Annotated in this window: 19 protein-coding genes; 11 read left to right on the top strand and 8 right to left on the bottom strand. The window is 61.4% G+C overall.

Annotated features, from left to right (window positions below; genetic code table 11):
- Positions 1 to 158: 158 nt before the first annotated feature.
- The 6 genes from H097_RS14415 to H097_RS14390 all read left to right on the top strand — a co-directional run bounded on the left by H097_RS14415 (position 159) and on the right by H097_RS14390 (position 6,120).
- Positions 159 to 1,811, top strand: a complete 1,653-nt coding sequence (locus H097_RS14415; protein WP_032860533.1) for an AMP-binding protein — start codon at positions 159 to 161, stop codon at positions 1,809 to 1,811.
- Positions 1,812 to 1,832: 21 nt separating this feature from the next.
- Positions 1,833 to 2,600 (top strand): SDR family NAD(P)-dependent oxidoreductase, encoded by a 768-nt coding sequence (locus tag H097_RS14410; RefSeq protein ID WP_032860531.1) that lies wholly within the window; start codon positions 1,833 to 1,835, stop codon positions 2,598 to 2,600.
- A gap of 12 nt (positions 2,601 to 2,612) precedes the next feature.
- Positions 2,613 to 3,806, top strand: a complete 1,194-nt coding sequence (locus H097_RS14405) for an acetyl-CoA C-acyltransferase (RefSeq protein WP_032860529.1) — start codon at positions 2,613 to 2,615, stop codon at positions 3,804 to 3,806.
- A 9-nt stretch (positions 3,807 to 3,815) separates the two neighbouring features.
- On the top strand, positions 3,816 to 4,943 hold the full coding sequence (locus H097_RS14400; protein WP_032860527.1) for an acyl-CoA dehydrogenase: 1,128 nt from the start codon (positions 3,816 to 3,818) through the stop codon (positions 4,941 to 4,943).
- Positions 4,944 to 4,957: 14 nt separating this feature from the next.
- Entirely contained in the window at positions 4,958 to 5,731 is a 774-nt protein-coding gene (locus tag H097_RS14395) for an enoyl-CoA hydratase (RefSeq protein ID WP_032860525.1), read from the top strand.
- Between the two features lie 194 nt (positions 5,732 to 5,925).
- On the top strand, positions 5,926 to 6,120 hold the full coding sequence (locus H097_RS14390; RefSeq protein WP_032860524.1) for a hypothetical protein: 195 nt from the start codon (positions 5,926 to 5,928) through the stop codon (positions 6,118 to 6,120).
- Position 6,121: 1 nt separating this feature from the next.
- Here the strand turns inward: H097_RS14390 and H097_RS14385 are convergent, their stop codons facing one another.
- Complete coding sequence (locus tag H097_RS14385; RefSeq protein ID WP_032860521.1) at positions 6,122 to 6,502, bottom strand: hypothetical protein; 381 nt, start codon at positions 6,500 to 6,502, stop codon at positions 6,122 to 6,124.
- Positions 6,503 to 6,755: 253 nt separating this feature from the next.
- Between H097_RS14385 and H097_RS14380 the strand changes: the two genes are divergently transcribed.
- Positions 6,756 to 9,044 (top strand): acylase, encoded by a 2,289-nt coding sequence (locus tag H097_RS14380; protein WP_032860519.1) that lies wholly within the window; start codon positions 6,756 to 6,758, stop codon positions 9,042 to 9,044.
- Between the two features lie 5 nt (positions 9,045 to 9,049).
- Here the strand turns inward: H097_RS14380 and H097_RS14375 are convergent, their stop codons facing one another.
- The 3 genes from H097_RS14375 to H097_RS14365 all read right to left on the bottom strand — a co-directional run bounded on the left by H097_RS14375 (position 9,050) and on the right by H097_RS14365 (position 11,974).
- A complete protein-coding gene (locus H097_RS14375) occupies positions 9,050 to 9,574 on the bottom strand; it encodes an AAA family ATPase (RefSeq protein WP_032860517.1) in 525 nt (174 codons plus the stop codon).
- Positions 9,571 to 10,134 carry a nicotinamide riboside transporter PnuC gene (pnuC, locus tag H097_RS14370; RefSeq protein ID WP_032860515.1) on the bottom strand — a complete coding sequence of 188 codons (564 nt, stop codon included), beginning with the start codon at positions 10,132 to 10,134 and terminating at the stop codon, positions 9,571 to 9,573. Before pnuC ends, H097_RS14375 begins: the two co-directional genes overlap by 4 nt.
- A gap of 205 nt (positions 10,135 to 10,339) precedes the next feature.
- A complete protein-coding gene (locus H097_RS14365) occupies positions 10,340 to 11,974 on the bottom strand; it encodes a methyl-accepting chemotaxis protein (protein WP_032860513.1) in 1,635 nt (544 codons plus the stop codon).
- A gap of 250 nt (positions 11,975 to 12,224) precedes the next feature.
- Here H097_RS14365 and H097_RS14360 point away from each other — a divergent pair, with 250 nt between their 5' ends.
- On the top strand, positions 12,225 to 13,055 hold the full coding sequence (locus H097_RS14360; protein WP_032860512.1) for an undecaprenyl-diphosphate phosphatase: 831 nt from the start codon (positions 12,225 to 12,227) through the stop codon (positions 13,053 to 13,055).
- A 5-nt stretch (positions 13,056 to 13,060) separates the two neighbouring features.
- A complete protein-coding gene (locus tag H097_RS14355; RefSeq protein ID WP_050593368.1) occupies positions 13,061 to 13,453 on the top strand; it encodes a DUF1294 domain-containing protein in 393 nt (130 codons plus the stop codon).
- A 46-nt stretch (positions 13,454 to 13,499) separates the two neighbouring features.
- On the opposite strand, the gene H097_RS14350 is transcribed toward H097_RS14355, so the two are convergent.
- Positions 13,500 to 13,850, bottom strand: a complete 351-nt coding sequence (locus H097_RS14350) for an MmcQ/YjbR family DNA-binding protein (protein ID WP_032860509.1) — start codon at positions 13,848 to 13,850, stop codon at positions 13,500 to 13,502.
- An 11-nt stretch (positions 13,851 to 13,861) separates the two neighbouring features.
- A complete protein-coding gene (locus H097_RS14345; protein WP_032860508.1) occupies positions 13,862 to 14,770 on the bottom strand; it encodes a LysR substrate-binding domain-containing protein in 909 nt (302 codons plus the stop codon).
- Between the two features lie 126 nt (positions 14,771 to 14,896).
- Here H097_RS14345 and H097_RS14340 point away from each other — a divergent pair, with 126 nt between their 5' ends.
- Together H097_RS14340 and H097_RS14335 are read left to right on the top strand one after the other, a co-directional pair.
- Positions 14,897 to 15,508, top strand: a complete 612-nt coding sequence (locus H097_RS14340) for an FMN-dependent NADH-azoreductase (protein ID WP_032860507.1) — start codon at positions 14,897 to 14,899, stop codon at positions 15,506 to 15,508.
- 202 nt (positions 15,509 to 15,710) lie between these two features.
- Complete coding sequence (locus tag H097_RS14335; protein ID WP_032860506.1) at positions 15,711 to 16,748, top strand: dienelactone hydrolase; 1,038 nt, start codon at positions 15,711 to 15,713, stop codon at positions 16,746 to 16,748.
- On the opposite strand, the gene H097_RS14330 is transcribed toward H097_RS14335, so the two are convergent.
- The gene (locus H097_RS14330; RefSeq protein ID WP_032860505.1) at positions 16,742 to 17,914 is read right to left on the bottom strand and encodes an MFS transporter; all 1,173 of its coding nucleotides are present in this window, start codon (positions 17,912 to 17,914) and stop codon (positions 16,742 to 16,744) included. The genes H097_RS14335 and H097_RS14330 overlap by 7 nt on opposite strands.
- Positions 17,915 to 18,081: 167 nt before the next feature.
- Positions 18,082 to 19,668, bottom strand: coding sequence for an ABC-F family ATPase (locus H097_RS14325; RefSeq protein ID WP_082445592.1), 1,587 nt, complete (start codon positions 19,666 to 19,668; stop codon positions 18,082 to 18,084).
- Between the last annotated feature and the right edge of the window lie 230 nt (positions 19,669 to 19,898).

Genomic DNA, 19,898 nt, shown 5'->3' with positions numbered 1-19,898 from the left:
GACGGAGCCGTTTTTGCCAGGCGTCATTGGCCAAACCAGTCAGCCACATTGAAAGCTTTGACCATTGTCCCTGTGCCGCTCTGGCGCCACTATTTGCGCAGGTTCACCCCGCAAAAGCACGCCCCCAAAAACAACAAAAGACACAGGGATTTGCCACGATGCGCGATTATTTGGCTGCTACCACCCAGTTCAACTACCAGCAAACCGTCGAGGCCGCACTGGCCGGCCACCTGCAAGGGCTCAACGCCTGCGTCGAGTGCTGCGACCGGCACGCGCTGCCGGGGCGGATTGCCTTGTTCTGGGAGGGCAAGGATGGCCGTAGCGCCACGTCCACCTTCAGCGACCTGCAAGACCAGGCGGCACGCTTGGCCAACTTCCTGCTGGCCCAGGGCGTCAAGCGCGGCGACAAGGTTGCCGGCCTGTTGCCGCGCACCGCCGAACTGCTGGTGACGGTGCTTGCCACCTGGCGCATCGGCGCGGTCTATCAACCGTTGTTCACCGCGTTCGGTCCCAAGGCCATCGAGCATCGCCTGAACAGTTCCGGTGCGGCGCTGGTGGTGACCGACGCGGGCAACCGCAGCAAGCTGGCCGAAGTCGCCGATTGCCCGACCATCGTTACCGTGGCCGGTGCCAAGGGCGAAGGTATTGTGCGTGGCGATTTCAGCTTCTGGGCCGAGTTGCCCAACTATTCCAATGTTTGCGAGCCGGTCCTGCTGGGCGCCGATGATCCCTTCCTGCTGATGTTCACCTCCGGCACCACCGGCCCGTCGAAAGCCCTGGCCGTGCCGCTCAAGGCCCTGGTCGCGTTCCAGAGCTACACCCGCGACGCCGTGGACTTGCGCCCTGAAGATGCATTCTGGAACGTCGCCGATCCGGGCTGGGCCTACGGCATCTATTTCGGCGTGGCCGGGCCGTTGTCCATGGGCCATCCGATCACCTTTTACGATGGTCCTTTTACCCTGGAAAGCACCTGCCGGGTCATCAACAAATACGGGATCACCAACCTCACCGGCTCACCCACGGCCTACCGCCTGCTGATTGCCGGCGGCGAGCAGTTCGCGCGCTCGATCAAGGGCCGGCTGCGCATCGTCAGCAGCGCGGGCGAGCCGCTGAACCCGGAAGTGATTCGCTGGTTCGCCGATAACCTGGGCGTGACCATCCATGATCACTACGGCCAGACCGAGTTGGGCATGGTCCTGTGCAACCACCATGGCCTGGAGCACCCGGTGCATATCGGTTCCGCCGGCTTTGCCTCGCCGGGGCACCGCATCGTGGTGCTGGACGACAACTATCAAGAATTGCCCGCCGGCCAGCCGGGCATCCTGGCGATCGACCGCGAGCAGTCGCCGATGTGCTGGTTCGCCGGCTACGAGGGAGTCAAGACCAAGGCTTTTGTTGGCAAGTACTACTTGAGCGGCGACACCGTGGAGCTCAATCCTGATGGCAGTATCAGTTTTGTCGGGCGCAGTGACGATGTGATCACGACCTCCGGCTACCGCGTGGGGCCGTTCGATGTGGAGAGTGCATTGGTCGAACACCCAGCGGTGATCGAAGCGGCGGTGGTCGGCAAGCCGGATGCGGAACGCACCGAGCTGGTCAAGGCGTTCGTGGTCATCAACAGCCAATACCGTGCCGACGCCGAGTTGGCCGAAGAGCTGCGCCAGCATGTGCGCAAGCGCCTGGCGGCACACGCTTACCCACGGGAAATCGAATTTGTCAGCGACTTGCCCAAGACCCCGAGCGGCAAGCTGCAACGTTTTATTTTGCGTAACCAGGAAATCGCCAAGGTCCAGGCAGCGACCACGGCTTGATCCCTTTTTAAGGAAACAATGATGCAGATTGAAAACAAGGTATTTATGGTCAGCGGCGGCGCGTCGGGCCTCGGCGCGGCGACTGCCGAAATGCTCGTGGCCGCTGGCGCCAGGGTGATGCTGGTGGACCTGAATGCCGAGGCCGTGGCGGCCCAGGCCACAAAACTGGGCGCGCAGGCGCGCAGCGTGGTGGCAGATATCAGCCAGGAAGCAGCCGCCGAAGCGGCCGTGCAAGCGACCGTTGCGGCGTTTGGCGGTCTGCATGGGTTGGTCAACTGCGCAGGCGTGGTACGTGGCGAGAAAATCCTCGGCAAGAACGGGCCGCATGCCCTGGCCAGTTTTGCCCAGGTGATCAACGTCAACCTGATCGGCAGTTTCAACCTGCTGCGCCTGGCTGCGGCAGCCATCGCTGAGTCCGAGGCCAATGCTGAGGGTGAGCGCGGCGTGATCATCAACACCGCTTCGGTGGCGGCCTTCGACGGCCAGATCGGCCAGGCGGCCTACGCGGCGTCCAAGGGGGCGATTGCCAGCCTGACCCTGCCTGCCGCGCGGGAGTTGGCGCGCTTCGGCATTCGGGTGATGACGATTGCCCCGGGCATTTTTGAAACGCCGATGATGGCTGGCATGACCCCAGAGGTCCGCGACTCGCTGGCGGCCGGCGTACCGTTCCCGCCACGCCTGGGCAAACCGGCCGAATACGCTGCACTGGCACGGCATATCATTGAAAACAGCATGCTCAATGGCGAGGTGATCCGTCTCGACGGTGCCTTGCGCATGGCGGCCAAGTAAGGAGGATTTGTCATGACTCAGCTCCACGATCCGATTGTTATCGTCAGCGCCGTGCGCACCCCCATGGGCGGCTTTCAGGGCGACCTCAAGGGCCTGACCGCGCCGCAACTGGGCGCCGCTGCGATTCGCGCCGCTGTCGAGCGCGCCGGTATCGCCACTGACGCAGTGGATGAAGTGCTGTTCGGTTGCGTACTGCCCGCAGGCCTCGGTCAGGCCCCGGCCCGCCAGGCTGCACTGGGCGCCGGGCTGGATAAGTCGACGCGCTGCACCACCCTCAACAAGATGTGCGGGTCAGGCATGGAAGCGGCGATTCTTGCCCATGACTCGCTGCTGGCCGGCAGCGTGCAAGTGGTGATCGCCGGCGGCATGGAGAGCATGTCCAACGCGCCGTATCTGCTGGACCGTGCGCGCAGTGGCTACCGCATGGGCCATGGCCGGGTTCTCGACCATATGTTCCTCGACGGCCTCGAAGACGCCTATGACAAGGGTCGCCTGATGGGCACTTTTGCCGAAGATTGCGCCGAGGCCAATGGCTTCACCCGTGAAGCCCAGGACGCATTTGCCATTGCCTCGCTGACCCGTGCGCAACAGGCGATCAAGGCTGGCAGCTTCAGCGCCGAGATCGTCCCGGTGCAGGTCACCGTGGGCAAGGAACAAAAAACCATCACTGACGACGAGCAGCCGCCCAAGGCCAGGCTGGACAAGATCGCCACTCTCAAACCAGCGTTTCGCGAAGGCGGTACGGTGACGGCGGCCAACTCCAGTTCGATCTCCGATGGCGCGGCAGCCTTGCTCATGATGCGCCAGAGTGAAGCACAGCAGCGTGGGCTCAAGCCGTTGGCGGTGATCCATGGTCACGCCGCGTTTGCCGATGAGCCTGGGCTGTTTCCGGTGGCGCCGGTGGGGGCGATCCGTAAATTGTTGAGCAAGACCGGCTGGAGCCTGGGCGATGTCGACCTGTTTGAAATCAACGAAGCCTTTGCCGTGGTCAGCCTGGTCACCATGAGCAAGCTGCAAATCCCCCACGACAAGGTCAACGTTCACGGTGGCGCTTGCGCCCTGGGGCATCCGATTGGCGCATCGGGCGCACGCATCCTTGTGACCCTGCTCTCGGCCCTGCGCCAGAAAGGCCTCAAGCGCGGTGTCGCGGCAATCTGCATCGGTGGCGGCGAAGCTACGGCCATGGCTGTCGAGTGCCTGGATTAAGGAATTGATATGTTGCCCAATGACGAACAACTGCAAATCAGCGACGCGGCCCGGCAATTTGCCCAGGAACGACTGAAACCGTTCGCTGCCGAGTGGGACCGCGAGCACCGTTTTCCCAAGGAGGCCATTGCTGAAATGGCCGAGCTGGGCTTTTTCGGCATGCTCGTGCCGGAACAGTGGGGCGGTTGCGACACCGGTTACCTGGCCTATGCCATGGCCCTGGAAGAAGTCGCAGCGGGGGATGGCGCGTGCTCGACCATCATGAGCGTGCACAACTCGGTCGGTTGCGTACCGATCCTCAAGTTCGGCAATGACCAGCAGAAAGAGCAGTTCCTCAAGCCCCTGGCCAGCGGCGCAATGCTCGGTGCATTCGCCCTGACCGAGCCCCAGGCCGGGTCTGACGCCAGCAGCCTGAAAACCCGGGCCCGCCTTGAGGGCGATCACTACGTGCTCAATGGCTGCAAGCAGTTCATCACGTCCGGGCAGAACGCCGGGGTGGTGATTGTGTTTGCCGTGACGGACCCGGCGGCCGGCAAGCGCGGGATCAGCGCGTTTATCGTGCCGACCGACTCGCCTGGCTACACGGTGGCGCGGGTCGAGGACAAGCTTGGCCAACATGCATCCGATACCTGCCAGATCCTGTTTGAGGATGTGAAGGTGCCAGTGGCCAACCGCCTGGGCGAAGAGGGCGAGGGGTACCGGATTGCCCTGGCCAATCTGGAGGGCGGCCGCGTAGGCATTGCCTCGCAATCGGTGGGCATGGCCCGCGCGGCGTTTGAAGCCGCTCGTGACTACGCGCGTGAGCGTGAGAGTTTTGGCAAGGCCCTGATCGAGCATCAGGCCGTGGCGTTTCGCCTGGCAGACATGGCCACCCAGATCGCCGTGGCCCGGCAGATGGTGCATTACGCCGCGGCCCTGCGCGACAGTGGTCGGCCCGCGCTGGTGGAGGCGTCCATGGCCAAGCTGTTCGCCTCGGAAATGGCCGAGAAAGTCTGTTCTGCCGCCTTGCAAACCCTGGGCGGATACGGTTACCTGAGCGACTTCCCGCTGGAGCGGATCTACCGTGATGTGCGGGTCTGCCAGATTTATGAAGGCACCAGTGATATTCAGCGCATGGTCATTTCGCGCAATCTTTGAAGAGGAACGGATCGATGAGTTACCAAACCATTTTGCTCGACGTTCAAGGCCGTGTCGGGCTGATTACCCTCAATCGCCCCGAGGCACTGAACGCCTTGAACGCGCAACTGGTCAGTGAAGTGAACCAGGCCCTGGACAGCCTGGAAGCCAACCCCGAGATTGGCTGCATTGTGTTGACCGGTTCGAAAAAAGCCTTTGCCGCCGGTGCCGATATCAAGGAAATGGCCGAGCTGACCTACCCGCAGATCTACCTCGACGACCTGTTCAGCGACAGTGATCGCGTGGCTAACCGACGCAAGCCGATCATTGCCGCAGTCAACGGCTTTGCCCTGGGCGGCGGTTGCGAGCTGGCCTTGATGTGCGATTTTATCCTGGCCGGTGACAACGCCAAGTTTGGCCAGCCGGAAGTCAACCTCGGCGTGCTGCCGGGCATGGGCGGCACCCAGCGCTTGACTCGCGCGGTAGGCAAGGCCAAGGCCATGGAAATGTGCCTGACCGGGCGCTTTATCGATGCGGTGGAGGCCGAGCGTTGTGGCGTCGTGGCGCGGATCGTGCCGTCGGACGAACTGCTGGAAGAGGCGCTGAAGGTCGCTGCGCTGATCGCCAGTAAATCGGTGCCGATCAGCATGATGGTCAAGGAAAGCGTGAACCGCGCCTTCGAGGTCAGCCTGTCGGAAGGTGTGCGCTTTGAACGCCGGGTGTTCCACGCGGCCTTTGCCACCCAGGATCAGAAGGAAGGCATGGCAGCATTCGTCGCCAAGCGCGCGCCCGAATTCAAAGACAAATAACCTGCCGATCTTGCCCTTTGTAGGAGCGAGCTTGCTCGCGAAAAACGTCAACGATAACGCGTACTGCCTGATAAAACGCGGTGTTCTGACGTTCTTCGCGAGCAAGCTCGCGCCTACAAGGGCATGTGCGCGGGTGCCAAAGCGTTTCATCGCCTGTAACATGAGCCCCAATTTTCAGGTTTCAGGAACCCGTCATGACCCAGAAGCAACGCTTGATTTACTCGATTCTGATTTCGCTGGTCGTCCTCGGCACGATGTTTGGCCTGTCCTATTTGCAGAACACTGGCGCCATCAGTGAGAAGACGTTCCAATACATCGCCATTGCCGTGGCGGTAATCGTGGTCGTGATCAACGGCATCATGCGCCGCAAGGTCAAGCCTGGCCGTTGAGTCAGGCGCCGGCGGCCAGTACCTTGGCGGCCTCTTCATGGAGGCTGTAGCTTTTGTCGTTGTTGAGGGTGATCACACCCTCGCTGCACAGGCGCTTGAGCACCTCGCGCACACTCAAGAACGATAACGGGATGCCCAGCTCCAGCAAATGGCTGTGCACACCCCGTACACCCAGCGTGCGGCCGTTGTCGGCGGCGGTGAGCAGGGCGTCGATCACCTTCAGCCGGATCAGGCTGGTACGCAACCCAAAACACTTGAGCAAATGCCGGATGCGTTGGTTGCCTTGATGCTCGGGTGCCTTGGCGAAGGCTTGGTTACCCGGGCCAAAAGCGGCGTCGTGGGCCATAGAATGTCCGTCCGTGGGCAGTTGCGGGTTGTACATGCAAAAACTCCTTATCAGAGCCTGATCAGGAAAATGATGGTGCTCTCTAAGTAATAAGACGTATGAGCGGCGCAAATCATGAAGTCCAATGTGTATAAATTTTGTCAGTAACAGCGCTGTCACATTCCTGGTGCCTGGAAATAATCGGCACGCAGACTAAATTTTCTCGATTTTTTACGTCTCTATCGGTGGGTTGGCGCTGGCAGGCCGGCTTCGCCTTGGGCGTTTAATTTGGCTTGATGATGGGGTCTGCGTGATTATTTCCAACGGGTTGTCCAGGGTGTGCGTGGCGGGTGTGTTGCTGGGGGTGAGCCTGTGTGCGACGGCTCGCCAGGTGAGCGAAGTGCAGGCGGGTGCGATGAGCGCTGATATCCGCCGCACTGCTTTTGGTATCCCGCATATCCGTGCCAGCGATGAGCGTGGCCTGGGGTATGGCATCGGCTATGCCTATGCGCAGGACAACCTGTGCCTGCTGGCCAACGAAGTGGTGACGGTCAATGGTCAGCGTGCCCGCTATTTCGGCGCCGAGCAGGCGACCCTGGAAGAGCGTAACAACCTGACCAGCGATGTGTTTTTTACCTGGCTCAACACCCCCCAGGCGGTGGCGGCTTTCTGGAAGGCGCAGACCCCGCAGGTGCAGCAGCGTCTTGAGGGGTATGTGGCGGGGTACAACCGTTATCTTCAGGAGCGCGGGGCAACGGGGCGGCCGATGCAGTGCCAGGGCGCCTGGGTGCGGCCGATCAATACCGCAGATCTGGTGAAGTTGACCCGACGGCTGTTGGTGGAAGGCGGTGTGGGGCAATTCGCCGAGGCGTTGGCAGGGGCGACGCCGCCCCAGCCTGGCGTGGCGGTGCAGGGTCGTGCGCGGGCGTTTGAGGTCGCCACGTTGAATCAGCAACGCTTCACCCTGGATCGCGGCAGTAACGCCGTGGCGGTGGGCGGTGAACGTTCGTTCAACGGGCGCGGCATGTTGTTGGCCAATCCACATTTCCCGTGGATTGGCGGCATGCGCTTTTATCAGATGCACCTGACCATTCCTGGCCAGTTGGACGTGATGGGCGCCGCCTTGCCGGGCCTGCCGGTGGTCAACATTGGTTTCAACCAGCATGTGGCCTGGACGCACACGGTCGATACGTCCAAGCACTTCACCTTGTACCGCTTGACCCTGGACCCGAAAGACCCGACCCGGTACCTGCTCGATGGCAAGTCGATCCCCATGCAGAAAACCCAGGTAACGGTGCAGGTCAAGGGCGCTAAGCCTCACACTCAAACGGTCTACAGTTCGCAGTTCGGGCCGGTGGTGCAATGGCCAGGCAAGCTTGACTGGAACGGGCAATACGCTTTCAGCCTGCGCGATGCCAACCTGGGCAACGACCGTGTGCTGCACCAGTGGTACGCGATGAACCAGGCCCGCAGCCTCAAGGACTTGCAGGCCTCGGTGCACACCCTGCAAGGCATTCCGTGGGTCAACACCCTGGCGGCGGACGACCAGGGGCAGAGCCTGTATATGAACCTGTCGGTGGTGCCCAACGTCAGTGCGAAAAAACTGCAGCAATGCAGTGACCCGCGTGCCGGCCTGCAACTGATCGTGCTCGACGGTGCCCACAGTGCCTGCGCCTGGGACATTGACCCGCGTGCGGCGCAGCCGGGGATTTTTCCGGCGGACCAACTGCCGCAACTGGAGCGCAAGGACTATGTGCAGCACTCCAACGATTCGGCCTGGATGGCCAACCCCAAGGCGCCGTTGACCGGTTACTCGCCGGTCATCAGCCAGGATCAGATTGCTCTGGGCGCGCGTGCGCGTTTTGCCTTGCAGCGTTTGCAGGACCTGGACAAGCAGCCGATCAGTAGCGCTGACCTGCAACACATGGTGCTGGACAACCAGGTGTATCTGGCCGATCAGGTGATGCCGGACTTGCTCAAGTTCTGCGCACAACAGACGGATGCATCCTTGAACACCCTGTGTACCCATCTCAAGGACTGGGACCAGAAGGCCAATCTCGACAGCGGCCTGGGCCTGGTGCATTTCATCCACGTACTGGAGCAGATGCAGCAAGTGCCGGATGTATGGCGTGTCGCGTTTGACCCGCGCAGCGCGCAAACCACGCCACGGGGGCTCGCCATCGAGCGGCCGGAGGTGGCCAAGGCGTTGCATGAAGCGATGCTGGCGTCAGTCGTACAGGTGACCGAGTTGGGGTTGAAGGCAGGCACTCGTTGGGGCGATATCCAGGTGTCGGGTAACACCCCGATGCATGGTGGGCCGCAGGAACTGGGGATCTACAACGCGATGCAAAGCGTGCCCAGGGCAGATGGCAAGCGTGAGGTGGTCAGCGGCAGCAGTTACTTGCAGATCGTCACCTTTGACGACAACGGGCCGAAGGCTGAAGGGGTATTGGCGTTCTCACTGTCCAGCGACCCGGCGTCGCCGTATTTCAAGGACCAGACCCAGGCCTTCTCCGAGAAAAAACTCAGCCCATTGCCGTTTACTGAACAACAGATCAAGGCTGATCCGCAGTATCAACGGCAGGTGATCCGCGAGTAGGGGATTTATTCGGCGAGCAGTTGCGTCACCGCTGCGAAGGCCTGGTCATGCCGCGCTTGCCAATCCCCACCCAGCACCCGGTACGGCTGGTGATGCTGCTCCAGCCAGTCGCGGCTGGCCTGGAAGAACGCTTGGCGGTCAGCCAGGTTCGGCTGGCAGCGCTGACCATCGGCGGTCCAGCCAATGCCTTCGGGCGACAGCAGCAGATGCAGGTCGTAATGGCGTGCCAGCAGCGCGTCGTCGAGCCACGCGGGGGCATCACCAAACAGCGTCAGGCTCCATAGCTTGTTGGTCAGCAGGTTGGTATCGAGGATCAACAGCTCTGGCGCTTGGGCACGGCCCGCATCCTCCCAGGCCAATTGGCCTCGGGCGATTTCGGGGATGTCTGCCAGGGTGGTATCACGCTGGTAGTGGTCGATGAAATACCGCACGTATTCCCCCACCAGCACCGCACCGAAATGCGCCTGTAATTGCTCGGCCAACCAGCTTTTGCCGCTGGACTCGGGGCCGGCCATCACCAGCACCTTCATGTGCGCAGCGCCGGGTCAGCACGCCATTCCCGCCAGCCCTGCACGGCTATCACGGTGAACAAGGCGTAGAGTGCCGCTGTCAGGTACAGCCCTTTGTAGACAAACAGGCCGACAAAAATCACATCGACCACGATCCACAGCGCCCAGCATTGCACGCGTTTTTGCGCCATCCACATTTGCGCCACCAGGCTGAAACCGGTCAGCGCAGCATCCAGCCAGGGTTGTGCGGCATCGGTCCAATGCGCCATGGCGGCGCCCAGCAACAGGCTGCCGGTTGCGCCAATGGCCAGGCTCAGGAGGATCGATGGGGTGCCGAGGCTGGTGACCTGCCGCCCTTGCCGAACTTCACCCGCGCGCGTCCATTGCCACCAGCCGTAGACTTGCAGGCCGGCATAGACCACTTGCAGCAGCATGTCGGAATACAGCTTCACTTCGAAGAACACCCAGGTGTACAGCAGCACCATGACCAGGCCGATTGGCCAGCACCATGGGTTCTGTTTGACTGTCAGCCAGACGGCAATCACCCCCAGCGCGGCGGCAAACAGTTCAAGCCCGGACATGGGATTCCTTGGAAGAGTCGAAGAGGAGGGCGATTGTACCCAACCTCCCGGGTAAAATCCTGTTGTGGCTGCGGCGGCTTTGGCGACATTGTGTAGGAGCGAGCTTGCTCGCGAAGGACGTCAACGATAACGCGTATTCGCTGGGTAAACTCGGCGCTTTCAAGTTCTTCGCGAGCAAGCTCGCTCCTACAGGGCTTGCCCGCATCTAGACCTTGAATTGGCGCAGCAGGCTGTTGAGCTCTTCGCTCAAGTCCTTCAAATGCACACTGGCCACGCTCGATTGCTGTGCCGCCAGCGCGGTGCTGTGGGACAGGCCGGCCGCCTGGGTCACGTTCTGGTTGATGTCTTCCACCACATGGGCTTGTTGCAGGGTCGCGCTGGCAATCGAGGCGTTGAGGCCGTTGAGGTTGCGCAGGGCCTGGCCAATGGCGGTCAGGCTGGCGCCCGCCTGGCCGGCTTGTTCGATGGTCAGTTGCGAAGCCTGGTGACTGTCGCTGATGACCTTGACCGCGGCTTCGGAATGCCCTTGCAGGCGTTCGATCATGCTCTGGATCTCGGCGGTGGATTTCTGCGTGCGCTGGGCCAGCAGGCGTACTTCGTCGGCCACCACGGCAAAGCCGCGGCCCTGTTCGCCGGCGCGAGCCGCCTCGATGGCGGCGTTGAGGGCCAGCAGGTTGGTCTGGTCGGCAATCGAGCGAATCACCTCCAGTACGCCGCCAATCTGTGTGCTTTCGGTGGACAAGGTACGGATGACATCCACGGCCTGGCTGATGGTGCCGGACAGTGCATCGATCTGTTGCAGGCTGCCGTCGATATTCACCTGGCCCTGTTCGGCCTGGGTCTGGGCGTCGCGCATTTCGCTGGCGGCGTGTTCGGCATTCTTGGCCACGTCCTGCACGCCGTAGGTCACCTCATTGATCGCGGTGGCCACCAACTCCATCTGCTGGGACTGCTGCTGGCTGCGGTCATGGGCCTGGCTGGCGTTGCTGCCCAGTTCGGCGGACGACTGGCCCAGGGCATTGGCGCAGACCTGCAACTGGCTGACCACCTGGCGCAGTTTGGCGGTGAACGTATTGAAGTGCCGGGACAGTTGGGTGACTTCGTCCTGGCCGTGGGTGTCGAGGCTGCGGGTCAGGTCGCTTTCGCCGCTGGCGATATTGGCCATGGCGTGTACCGCTTCCTGCAGTGGGCGCACGATGCTGCGGGCAATCAGCACCACCAGCAGGGCCATGATCAGTGCAATGCCCAGGCCGACGAGGGAGGCTTGCCACACCTGGCCACGGAACTGCGCCTGCACATCATCCACGTAGACGCCGGAGCCAATGATCCAGCCCCAGGGTTCGAACAACTGGATATAGGAGGTCTTGGCCACCGGTGCATCCGCGCCGGGTTTCGGCCAGCGGTAGTCGACCATGCCGGCGCCCTTGGCCTTGGCCAGGGTGACAAATTCGTTGAACACCGCAAAACCGTCCGGATCGCGGATGGCCGAGAGGTTCTGGCCGTCGAGCTTGGGGTTGGCCGGGTGCATGATCATTACCGGCGTCAGGTCATTGATCCAGAAGTAGTCGTCCTGGTCGTAGCGCAGGCCGCGTACCACACTCAGGGCTTGCTTCTGCGCGGCTTCGCGGGTCAGTACGCCGGTGGTTTCGAGGCCGTGATAAAAATTCAGAATCCCGCTGGCGGTCTGCACCACATGCTGGGTCTGCTGGCTCTTGGCCTGGTAGAGATCGTCGTGGATCTGCTTGAGCATCAGCAAACCCAGGGTCAGCAACATCAACACGGCGACTATCAGGATCATCCAGAGGCGCCGGCTGATCGACATATTGCGCAAACTATTCATAGTCATGTCACTCCGCGTTCTTATAATTGTCAGTGCTGCATTGATCGGCCAGTGATAACGCGAAGCGCAATTCGGGCTTGTCTGATAGGCTTTCGGCCCGGAATCAAAAAACCTGAGTCCTGCCTGATTTTTCACACAAATTCTGCAGTTCAGCCTTGATCCTGCGCGCGGCCTTGCAGCGTGCTCATCGTTAGTGAACACCTAGAAAATATCAACGAGGCATGCCGTCGCATGGCCTTTTGGGGGAATAATGGATCTTTGGACCGCCTTTCAGGCACTGATACTTGGCATTGTCGAAGGGCTGACGGAGTTCTTGCCGATCTCCAGTACCGGGCACCAGATCATCGTCGCCGACTTGCTCGACTTCGGTGGCGAACGCGCCATGGCGTTCAACATCATCATTCAACTGGGTGCGATCCTGGCGGTGGTCTGGGAGTTCCGACGCAAGATTCTCGACGTGGTAATCGGCCTGCCGACCCAGCGCAATGCGCAGCGCTTCACCATCAACCTGCTGATCGCGTTCATGCCGGCGGTGGTGTTGGGGGTGATTTTCGCCGACCTGATCCATGAATACCTGTTCAACCCGATCACCGTGGCCACTGCGCTGGTGATCGGCGGGGTGATCATGTTGTGGGCTGAGCGCCGCGAGCATCAAATCCATGCTGAAACGGTGGATGACATCACCTGGAAAGACGCCTTGAAGGTGGGCTTTGCCCAGTGCCTGGCGATGATTCCGGGTACGTCGCGTTCCGGCGCAACCATTATTGGCGGCCTGTTGTTTGGCCTGTCGCGCAAGACGGCCACCGAATTCTCATTCTTCCTGGCGATGCCGACCATGGTCGGTGCGGCAGTGTATTCGGGCTACAAGTACCGTGAACTGTTCCAGCCTGCGGACCTGCCGGTGTTTGCCGTCGGCTTCGTGGTCTCGTTCATTTTCGCGATGATTGCGGTGCGCGGTTTGCTCAAGTTCATCGCCAGCCACAGCTACGCGGTGTTTGCCTGGTATCGGATTGCATTCGGTCTGCTGATCCTGGCCACCTGGCAGTTCGGCTGGATTGACTGGGCGGCGGCCAAGGCTTGATGAACATGCCCCGCAACACAATCCAGCATCTGCGATCCAAGGCCCTGGTGTTTGTGCTGTTGTGTGCCGTGCCGCTGTTTGGCGCGGCACTGCTGGCGTATCGCGGGGTGTCGCTGATCCCGCTGGCGGCCTATGGCCTGGTCAGTGTGGTGACGTTTTGCCTGTACTGGAGCGACAAGCGCAAGGCCCAGAGCGACAGTTGGCGCACCCCGGAGAAGATCCTGCATGCCATGGAACTGGCCGGTGGCTGGCCGGGTGCGTTGATCGCCCAGCAGGTGTTTCGCCACAAGACGCGCAAGGTGTCGTATCAGGTGGTGTTCTGGCTGATTGTATTGCTGCACCAGGTGTTCTGGATCGATCAGTTGTTTCTTGGCGGCACGCTGCTGTCCGTCTTCTAGATAGCCAACCCTGTAGGAGTTGGCAAGCCAGCTCCTACAGGAAACCTTATTCTTCCAGCCTCAACCCAATCTGCGTGCGCTTGGGGAGTTTGCTCACCACCAACTGGTGGGAGCGTTGCAACAAACCACGTAGCTCCTCGCCGCCCAGCGGGTAGGGCGCTTGCATGATGATCCACTGCGCCCGCGCCAGGTACGGCGCAGGGTGGATTCCCGGGCGGTCCACGTGGCCGAGGAACAGTTCCTTGTCGACCTTGAACGCCAGGGAATCACCCCGCAGGTTCTGCAAGGCGAACATCTTGTTGCCGGCAATCGAGAACACCCGTACGCCGCCCCACTTGTAATCTTCCCGCGCACCGGGCAAACCCAGGCAGAACTGGACGACGTCGGCTTCGGTCATGATCCGCGTACTCATAGCAGTCGTTCCCCGCAATTGTTGAAGGCATGGGCCAGGAAGTCGATCCAGGCACGGATCGCTGGCGATACGCCGCGCCGGTGCGGGTACACCGCTTGCAGCCAGCCACCGGGCAATGACCATTCAGGCAGCAGTTGCACCAACTGGCCACTTTCCAGTTCTTGCTCGCAATACATCATCGGCAGCACGGTAAAGCCCAGGCCGGCGAGGGCGCTGGCCTTGCGCACCAGGAAGTCGTCGATACCCAGGCGTGCCTCCAGCACCAGGTCGGTGGCATTGCCTGCTGGGTCGAGCATGCGCAGGTGGACCATGCGGTCGGCTTCCAGTGCGCCGAGCACGGGCAGTTGCTTGAGGTCGGCCGGGGAGTTGACCGGGTGCTCACGCACAAACTCGGGGCTGGCGACCATGGCCGTCTGGGCCTGGCGCAGGCGACGGGTCACCAGCAGCGGATCTTCATCCCCCAGTTCGCGTACACGCAGGGCCACGTCTACACCCTCGGCCACCAGGTCGACGCGGCGATTGACCAGCATCATTTCAAGTTGCACCAACGGGTGCGCCGCCAGGAATTGCGCTACGACGGTCGGTAAAATTTCGTGGGCCAGGCCCACCGGGCAACTGACCCGCAGGCGGCCCCGGGGCTCGCTGGACATGTTGGCCACGGCTTCGTCGGCCATTTCCGCTTCCAGCAGCATCGCCTGGCAATGCCCCAGGTAGCGTTCGCCGACGGCGGTCAGGGTCAATTGCCGGGTGGTGCGCTGCAACAAGCGGGCGCCGAGGCGTTCTTCCAGTTCGGCAATACGCCGCGACAGCCGTGACTTGGGAATCCCCAGCAGTCGGCCAGCCGCCGCGAAGCCGCCGGCTTCCACCACCTTGGCGAAATAGTAGAGGTCATTGAGGTCTTGCATGTTGGGCCTATTGTCCTGTCAGTGGGACGAACTATCGCATTTTAACCGGCTAATCGGCTATTGGATTGATCTGTAGGATTCTTTCCATCAGATCGCCCGGTGGCGGTCCTCACTTGGAGATCCCACATGAAACTCTTGCATATCGATTCCAGCATCTTGGGCGACAACTCGGTGTCCCGTCAGTTGAGCCGCGAAGTGGTCAAGGCCTGGCAGGCAGCCGAGCCGGGTGTGGACGTGACCTACCGCGACTTGGCCAGCGAAGGGATCAACCACTTTTCCGGGATTACCCTGGGCGCCCTGGGCACCGCTGCCGAGCTGCGTGATGCGGTGCAGAAGCACGAAGCCGACCTGAGCGCCTCGACCCTGGCTGAGTTCCTGGCGGCTGACGCGGTGGTCATCGCAGCGCCGATGTACAACTTCACCATCCCAACCCAGCTCAAAGCCTGGATCGACCGCATTGCCGTCGCCGGCCAGACGTTCCGCTACACCGAAGCCGGCCCTGAAGGCCTGTGCGGCAACAAAAAAGTCATCGTGGTCTCCACCGCCGGCGGCCTGCACGCTGGCCAACCTACCGGTGTGGCGCACGAAGACTACTTGAAAGTGTTGCTGGGTTTCCTCGGTATCACCGATGTCGAGTTCGTGCGCGCCCATGGCCTGGCCTACGGTGACGAAGTGCGCAGCAAGGCGCTGAACGATGCCAACGCCGTGATCAGCGAGCAGCTGTTCATCGCTGCGTAAGTACGCTGTAAATTTCACCGCGGCTCGCTATCAATCTGATTCGAGACGCCTAAACTCTGTATTCTGATGGCCTGAAAGCCAGCGGAATACGGAGTTTTCTGTTTTGAACGGGCGAATCTGGCGCAGGTTATGCAGTGCAGAGCCATACCGCCCGGGCCTGAGCCCACTCCCAGGCTTCACGCAGCACAGGTGGACATCCCCCATGATGCGTCTTTGTGCAGTCTTGCTGGTTTCCCTGCTCGGCGGCCTCGTTTCGGTGCAGGCTGCGGTGGCGCCGCACCCTCATTGGAGTGTGGGCTATCACCGGATGAGCTTTCTCGACCCGCTGGATTTGCAGCCGATGAAAGCCATCGCCTTTTACCCATCCACAGGCCAGGAACATATCAGTCAGGTGGGGGCGTATCGTGTTGCCGCCACGGAGGACGCCAAGGTCGCCATTGGCCGCTTTCCGCTGTTGATGCTGTCCCACGGCAATACCGGCACGCCCCTGGCCTTGCATGACCTGGCGACGTCGCTGGCGCGCAAGGGTTTTGTGGTGGTGGCGGTGCTGCATCCGGGCGACAACTACAAAGACCACAGCCGCCTGGGTACCTTGAGCAATCTGTATGGGCGGCCGATCCAGATTTCCACAGCGATTACCGCCACCCTTGGCGACCCGATGCTGTCGCCATTCGTCAATGAGGACCAGGTGGGGGTGATTGGCTATTCGGCGGGCGGGGAAACGGCGTTGATCCTGGCCGGGGCCAAGCCGGACTTCGAGCGTTTGCGCCGTTATTGCCAGGAGCGTCCCGAAGACCATGATGCCTGTACGACCAAGGGTGAGCTGGTGGTCGACCGCGATGACCTGCAACCCCAGTCCGATCCACGGATCCATGCGTTGATGCTGATGGCACCGCTGAGTCTGATGTTTGGTCGGCACACCTTGGGCGACGTGCATGTCCCGGTGCTGCTCTACAGCGGTGATGGCGACAAGCTAGTGGCCGTGGATAAAAACGCTGCCGCCCTGGCGCGCAAACTGCCGCAGCCACCGGACTTTAAACTGTTGGCTGGGGCTGGGCACTTTATCTTCATGGCTCCGTGCGATGACGAGCAACTGGCGCTGATGCCGGCGCTGTGTACGGATGCCGACGGGGTGGACCGTGAGGGCATTCACCGCGACCTGATTTCCGAGGCCGGGCGTTTTTTCAGTCGCACCCTCGGCCAGCACTCGCGGGCCGGCATGCAGACCGCCGATCAGTAGGCCCGGCGCATCAACAGCAAGCTCAGGCCCAGGCCCGTGACGGACAGTAGGGCCGCGCAGAAGAAGATCCATGAATAACCCAGGTTCAGCGCCACCGCGCCCATCAATGGCCCGGCAATCGCCAGCGCCAGATCAAAAAACACCGCATAGGCACTCAGCCCGGCGCCCCGGCTGCTGTTGGGCACCTGCTTGATGGCTTCGACGCCCAATGCCGGATACACCAGGGACAGGCCAAAGCCGGTGAGGCCGGCGCCGATCAGGGCGATGCCAGGAGACGGTGCGAGCCACAGCAGGACCAGGCCGATGGTTTCCAGGGTCATGCAGGCAATCGCTGCGCGAAAGCCGCCGAAGCGGTTGATGCTGGAGATAAACAGCAGGCGCGACAGGATAAAGCAGATGCCAAACACCGTCAGGCACCAGGCGGCGCCGATCCAGCCGCGACTGAGGTAGAACAAGGTAATGAAGGTGGTCAAAGTGCCATAGCCAATGGAGGCCAGGCACAGGCTGGCGCCAAACGGCGCAATTCGCCCGAACACCGCCCAGAACGGCAGGCGCTCGCCGCGCACCACCGGCACCGAGGGCTTTTTGCGAATCAGCACCAGGCCCAGCGCAGCCAACAGCGCCAGGGCGATACCGAGACTGTTGTAGCCGTATTGCGCAACCATCACCACGCCCAGCGGTGCGCCAATGGCGATGGCGCCATAGGACGCAATACCGTTCCACGAAATGGAGCGAGCGGTGTGTTCGGCGCCGACCTGGCCCATGCACCAACTGATGGTACCCACGCCGATCAGGCCCTGGGCCACACCGAGCAGTACGCGGCCGACAATCAGAACCCCCAGGCTCAGGCTGGGCAGGCTTTGCAGCAGAGTGGCGAAAAAGGTCAAGACACCGCTGAGCAGGATGCCGCTCAAGCCGAGCACGATCGCACGCTTGGTGCCGACGTTGTCCGACATGCGCCCGGCCATGGGGCGGCTGAGGAGGGTGGCCAGGTACTGCGAACCGATCGTCACACCTGCCACGACGGCGCTAAAGCCCAACTGTTCGTGGACGTAGCCGGGAATCACCGCAATCGGCAGGCCGATGCAGATGAACGCAATAAAGGTATAGAAGACGATGGAGACGATCTGCAGGGTGATCGACAGGGAGCTGGGAGCGGCAGGCATGGAGGCTCATTCGCGGCAGGGCGGTGAACGCATCATGGCAAGGGCTGGGGAGAAAAGGAAGCAGGCTAACGATCTATCAGCAGCGTAATTTCCGTCAATGTAAAAAGCCCCGTCACTGCTGGCGGGGCTTTTACTTGCTGCATGTGGCTAACCGCTATTGGCAGCCCTTAAAACACCACACCCTGGCTACGCAGGTAGTCGTCATAGGTGCCGCTGAAGTCGATCACGCCGCTTGGGCTCAGCTCGATGATGCGGGTGGCCAGGGACGATACGAACTCACGGTCGTGGCTGACGAAGATCAGCGTGCCCGGGTAGTTCTCCAGCGCCAGGTTCAGCGCTTCGATGGATTCCATGTCCAAGTGGTTGGTCGGTTCGTCCATGACCAGCACGTTGGGCTTTTGCAGGATCAGCTTGCCGAACAGCATGCGGCCTTGTTCGCCACCGGAGATGACCTTGACCGACTTGAGGATCTCGTCGTTGGAGAACAGCATGCGCCCCAGGGTGCCACGGATCACTTGTTCGCCCTGGGCCCACTGGCCCATCCAGTCGAACAGCGTGACGTCGTCTTCGAAGTCGTGAGCGTGGTCCTGGGCGTAGTAGCCCAGCTCGGCCGCGTCGGTCCATTTCACGCTACCGGCGTCCGGGGTCAGTTCGTTGACCAGGGTGCGCAGCAGGGTGGTCTTGCCGATACCGTTCGGGCCGATGATCGCCACGCGCTCGCCGGCTTCAACCTGGAAGCTGAAGTCCTTGAACAGCGTCTTGCCGTCAAAGCCTTTGGCCATGCGCTCGACGATGACCGCCTGGCGGTGCAGCTTCTTGGTCTGTTCGAAGCGGATGAACGGGCTCACACGGCTCGAAGGCTTGACCTCGGCCAGTTGGATCTTGTCGATGGCCTTGGCGCGGGAAGTGGCCTGCTTGGCTTTCGAGGCGTTGGCCGAGAAGCGGCTGACGAACGATTGCAGTTCGGAGATCTGCGCCTTCTTCTTGGCGTTGTCCGACAGCAACTGCTCGCGGGACTGGGTCGCCACGGTCATATACTCGTCATAGTTGCCTGGGAACAGGCGCAACTCGCCGTAGTCCAGGTCAGCCATGTGCGTGCACACGCTGTTCAGGAAGTGACGGTCGTGAGAGATGATGATCATCAGGCTGTTACGCTGGGTCAGGACGTTTTCCAGCCAGCGGATGGTGTTGATGTCCAGGTGGTTGGTCGGTTCGTCGAGCAGCAACACTTCCGGATCCGAGAACAGCGCCTGGGCCAGCAATACGCGCAGCTTCCAGCCTGGAGATACTTCGCTCATCGGGCCAAAGTGCTGCTCGATGCCGATACCCAGGCCCAGCAGCAATTCGCCGGCACGGGATTCGGCGGTGTAGCCGTCCATTTCAGCGAACTCGGTTTCCAGCTCGGCCACGGCCATGCCGTCTTCTTCACTCATTTCTGGCAGCGAGTAGATGCGATCGCGCTCGGCCTTGACCTTCCACAGCTCTTCGTGACCCATGATCACGGTGTCGATCACGTTGAATTCTTCGTAGGCGAACTGATCCTGGCGCAGCTTGCCCAGGCGCACGTTCGGCTCCAGCATGACCTGGCCGCCGGACGGATCGAGGTCGCCACCGAGGATTTTCATGAAGGTCGACTTGCCGCAACCGTTGGCACCGATCAAACCATAACGGTTACCGGCGCCGAACTTGACCGAGACGTTCTCAAACAGTGGCTTGGCGCCGAACTGCATGGTGATGTTAGCTGTGGAGATCAATTACTTTACCTATCAATAGCTTGGAGTGCGCTTATTTGGGCCGGGACCCATTCGGAGCCCGGGCCAACGGGCATGCGTCAACAGCGACATCAAGGCGTGAAGCCCAGTCGCCGAGCAGGAAATATGGGGTGCATGTTGGAATTTGGCGCGCATTGTCGCATATGTGAAGCGCGAGTTATATGACAGGCAGGCGTGTCGGTCGGCGACGAGTGCCTGGATTGTCTGTTTTG

This window comes from Pseudomonas sp. FH4 (genome assembly GCF_000510915.2).
Classification (GTDB): Bacteria; Pseudomonadota; Gammaproteobacteria; order Pseudomonadales; family Pseudomonadaceae; genus Aquipseudomonas; species Aquipseudomonas brenneri.
The sequence above is the reverse complement of the archived record's forward strand: the minus strand, read 5'-3'. Positions and strand labels throughout refer to the sequence as shown.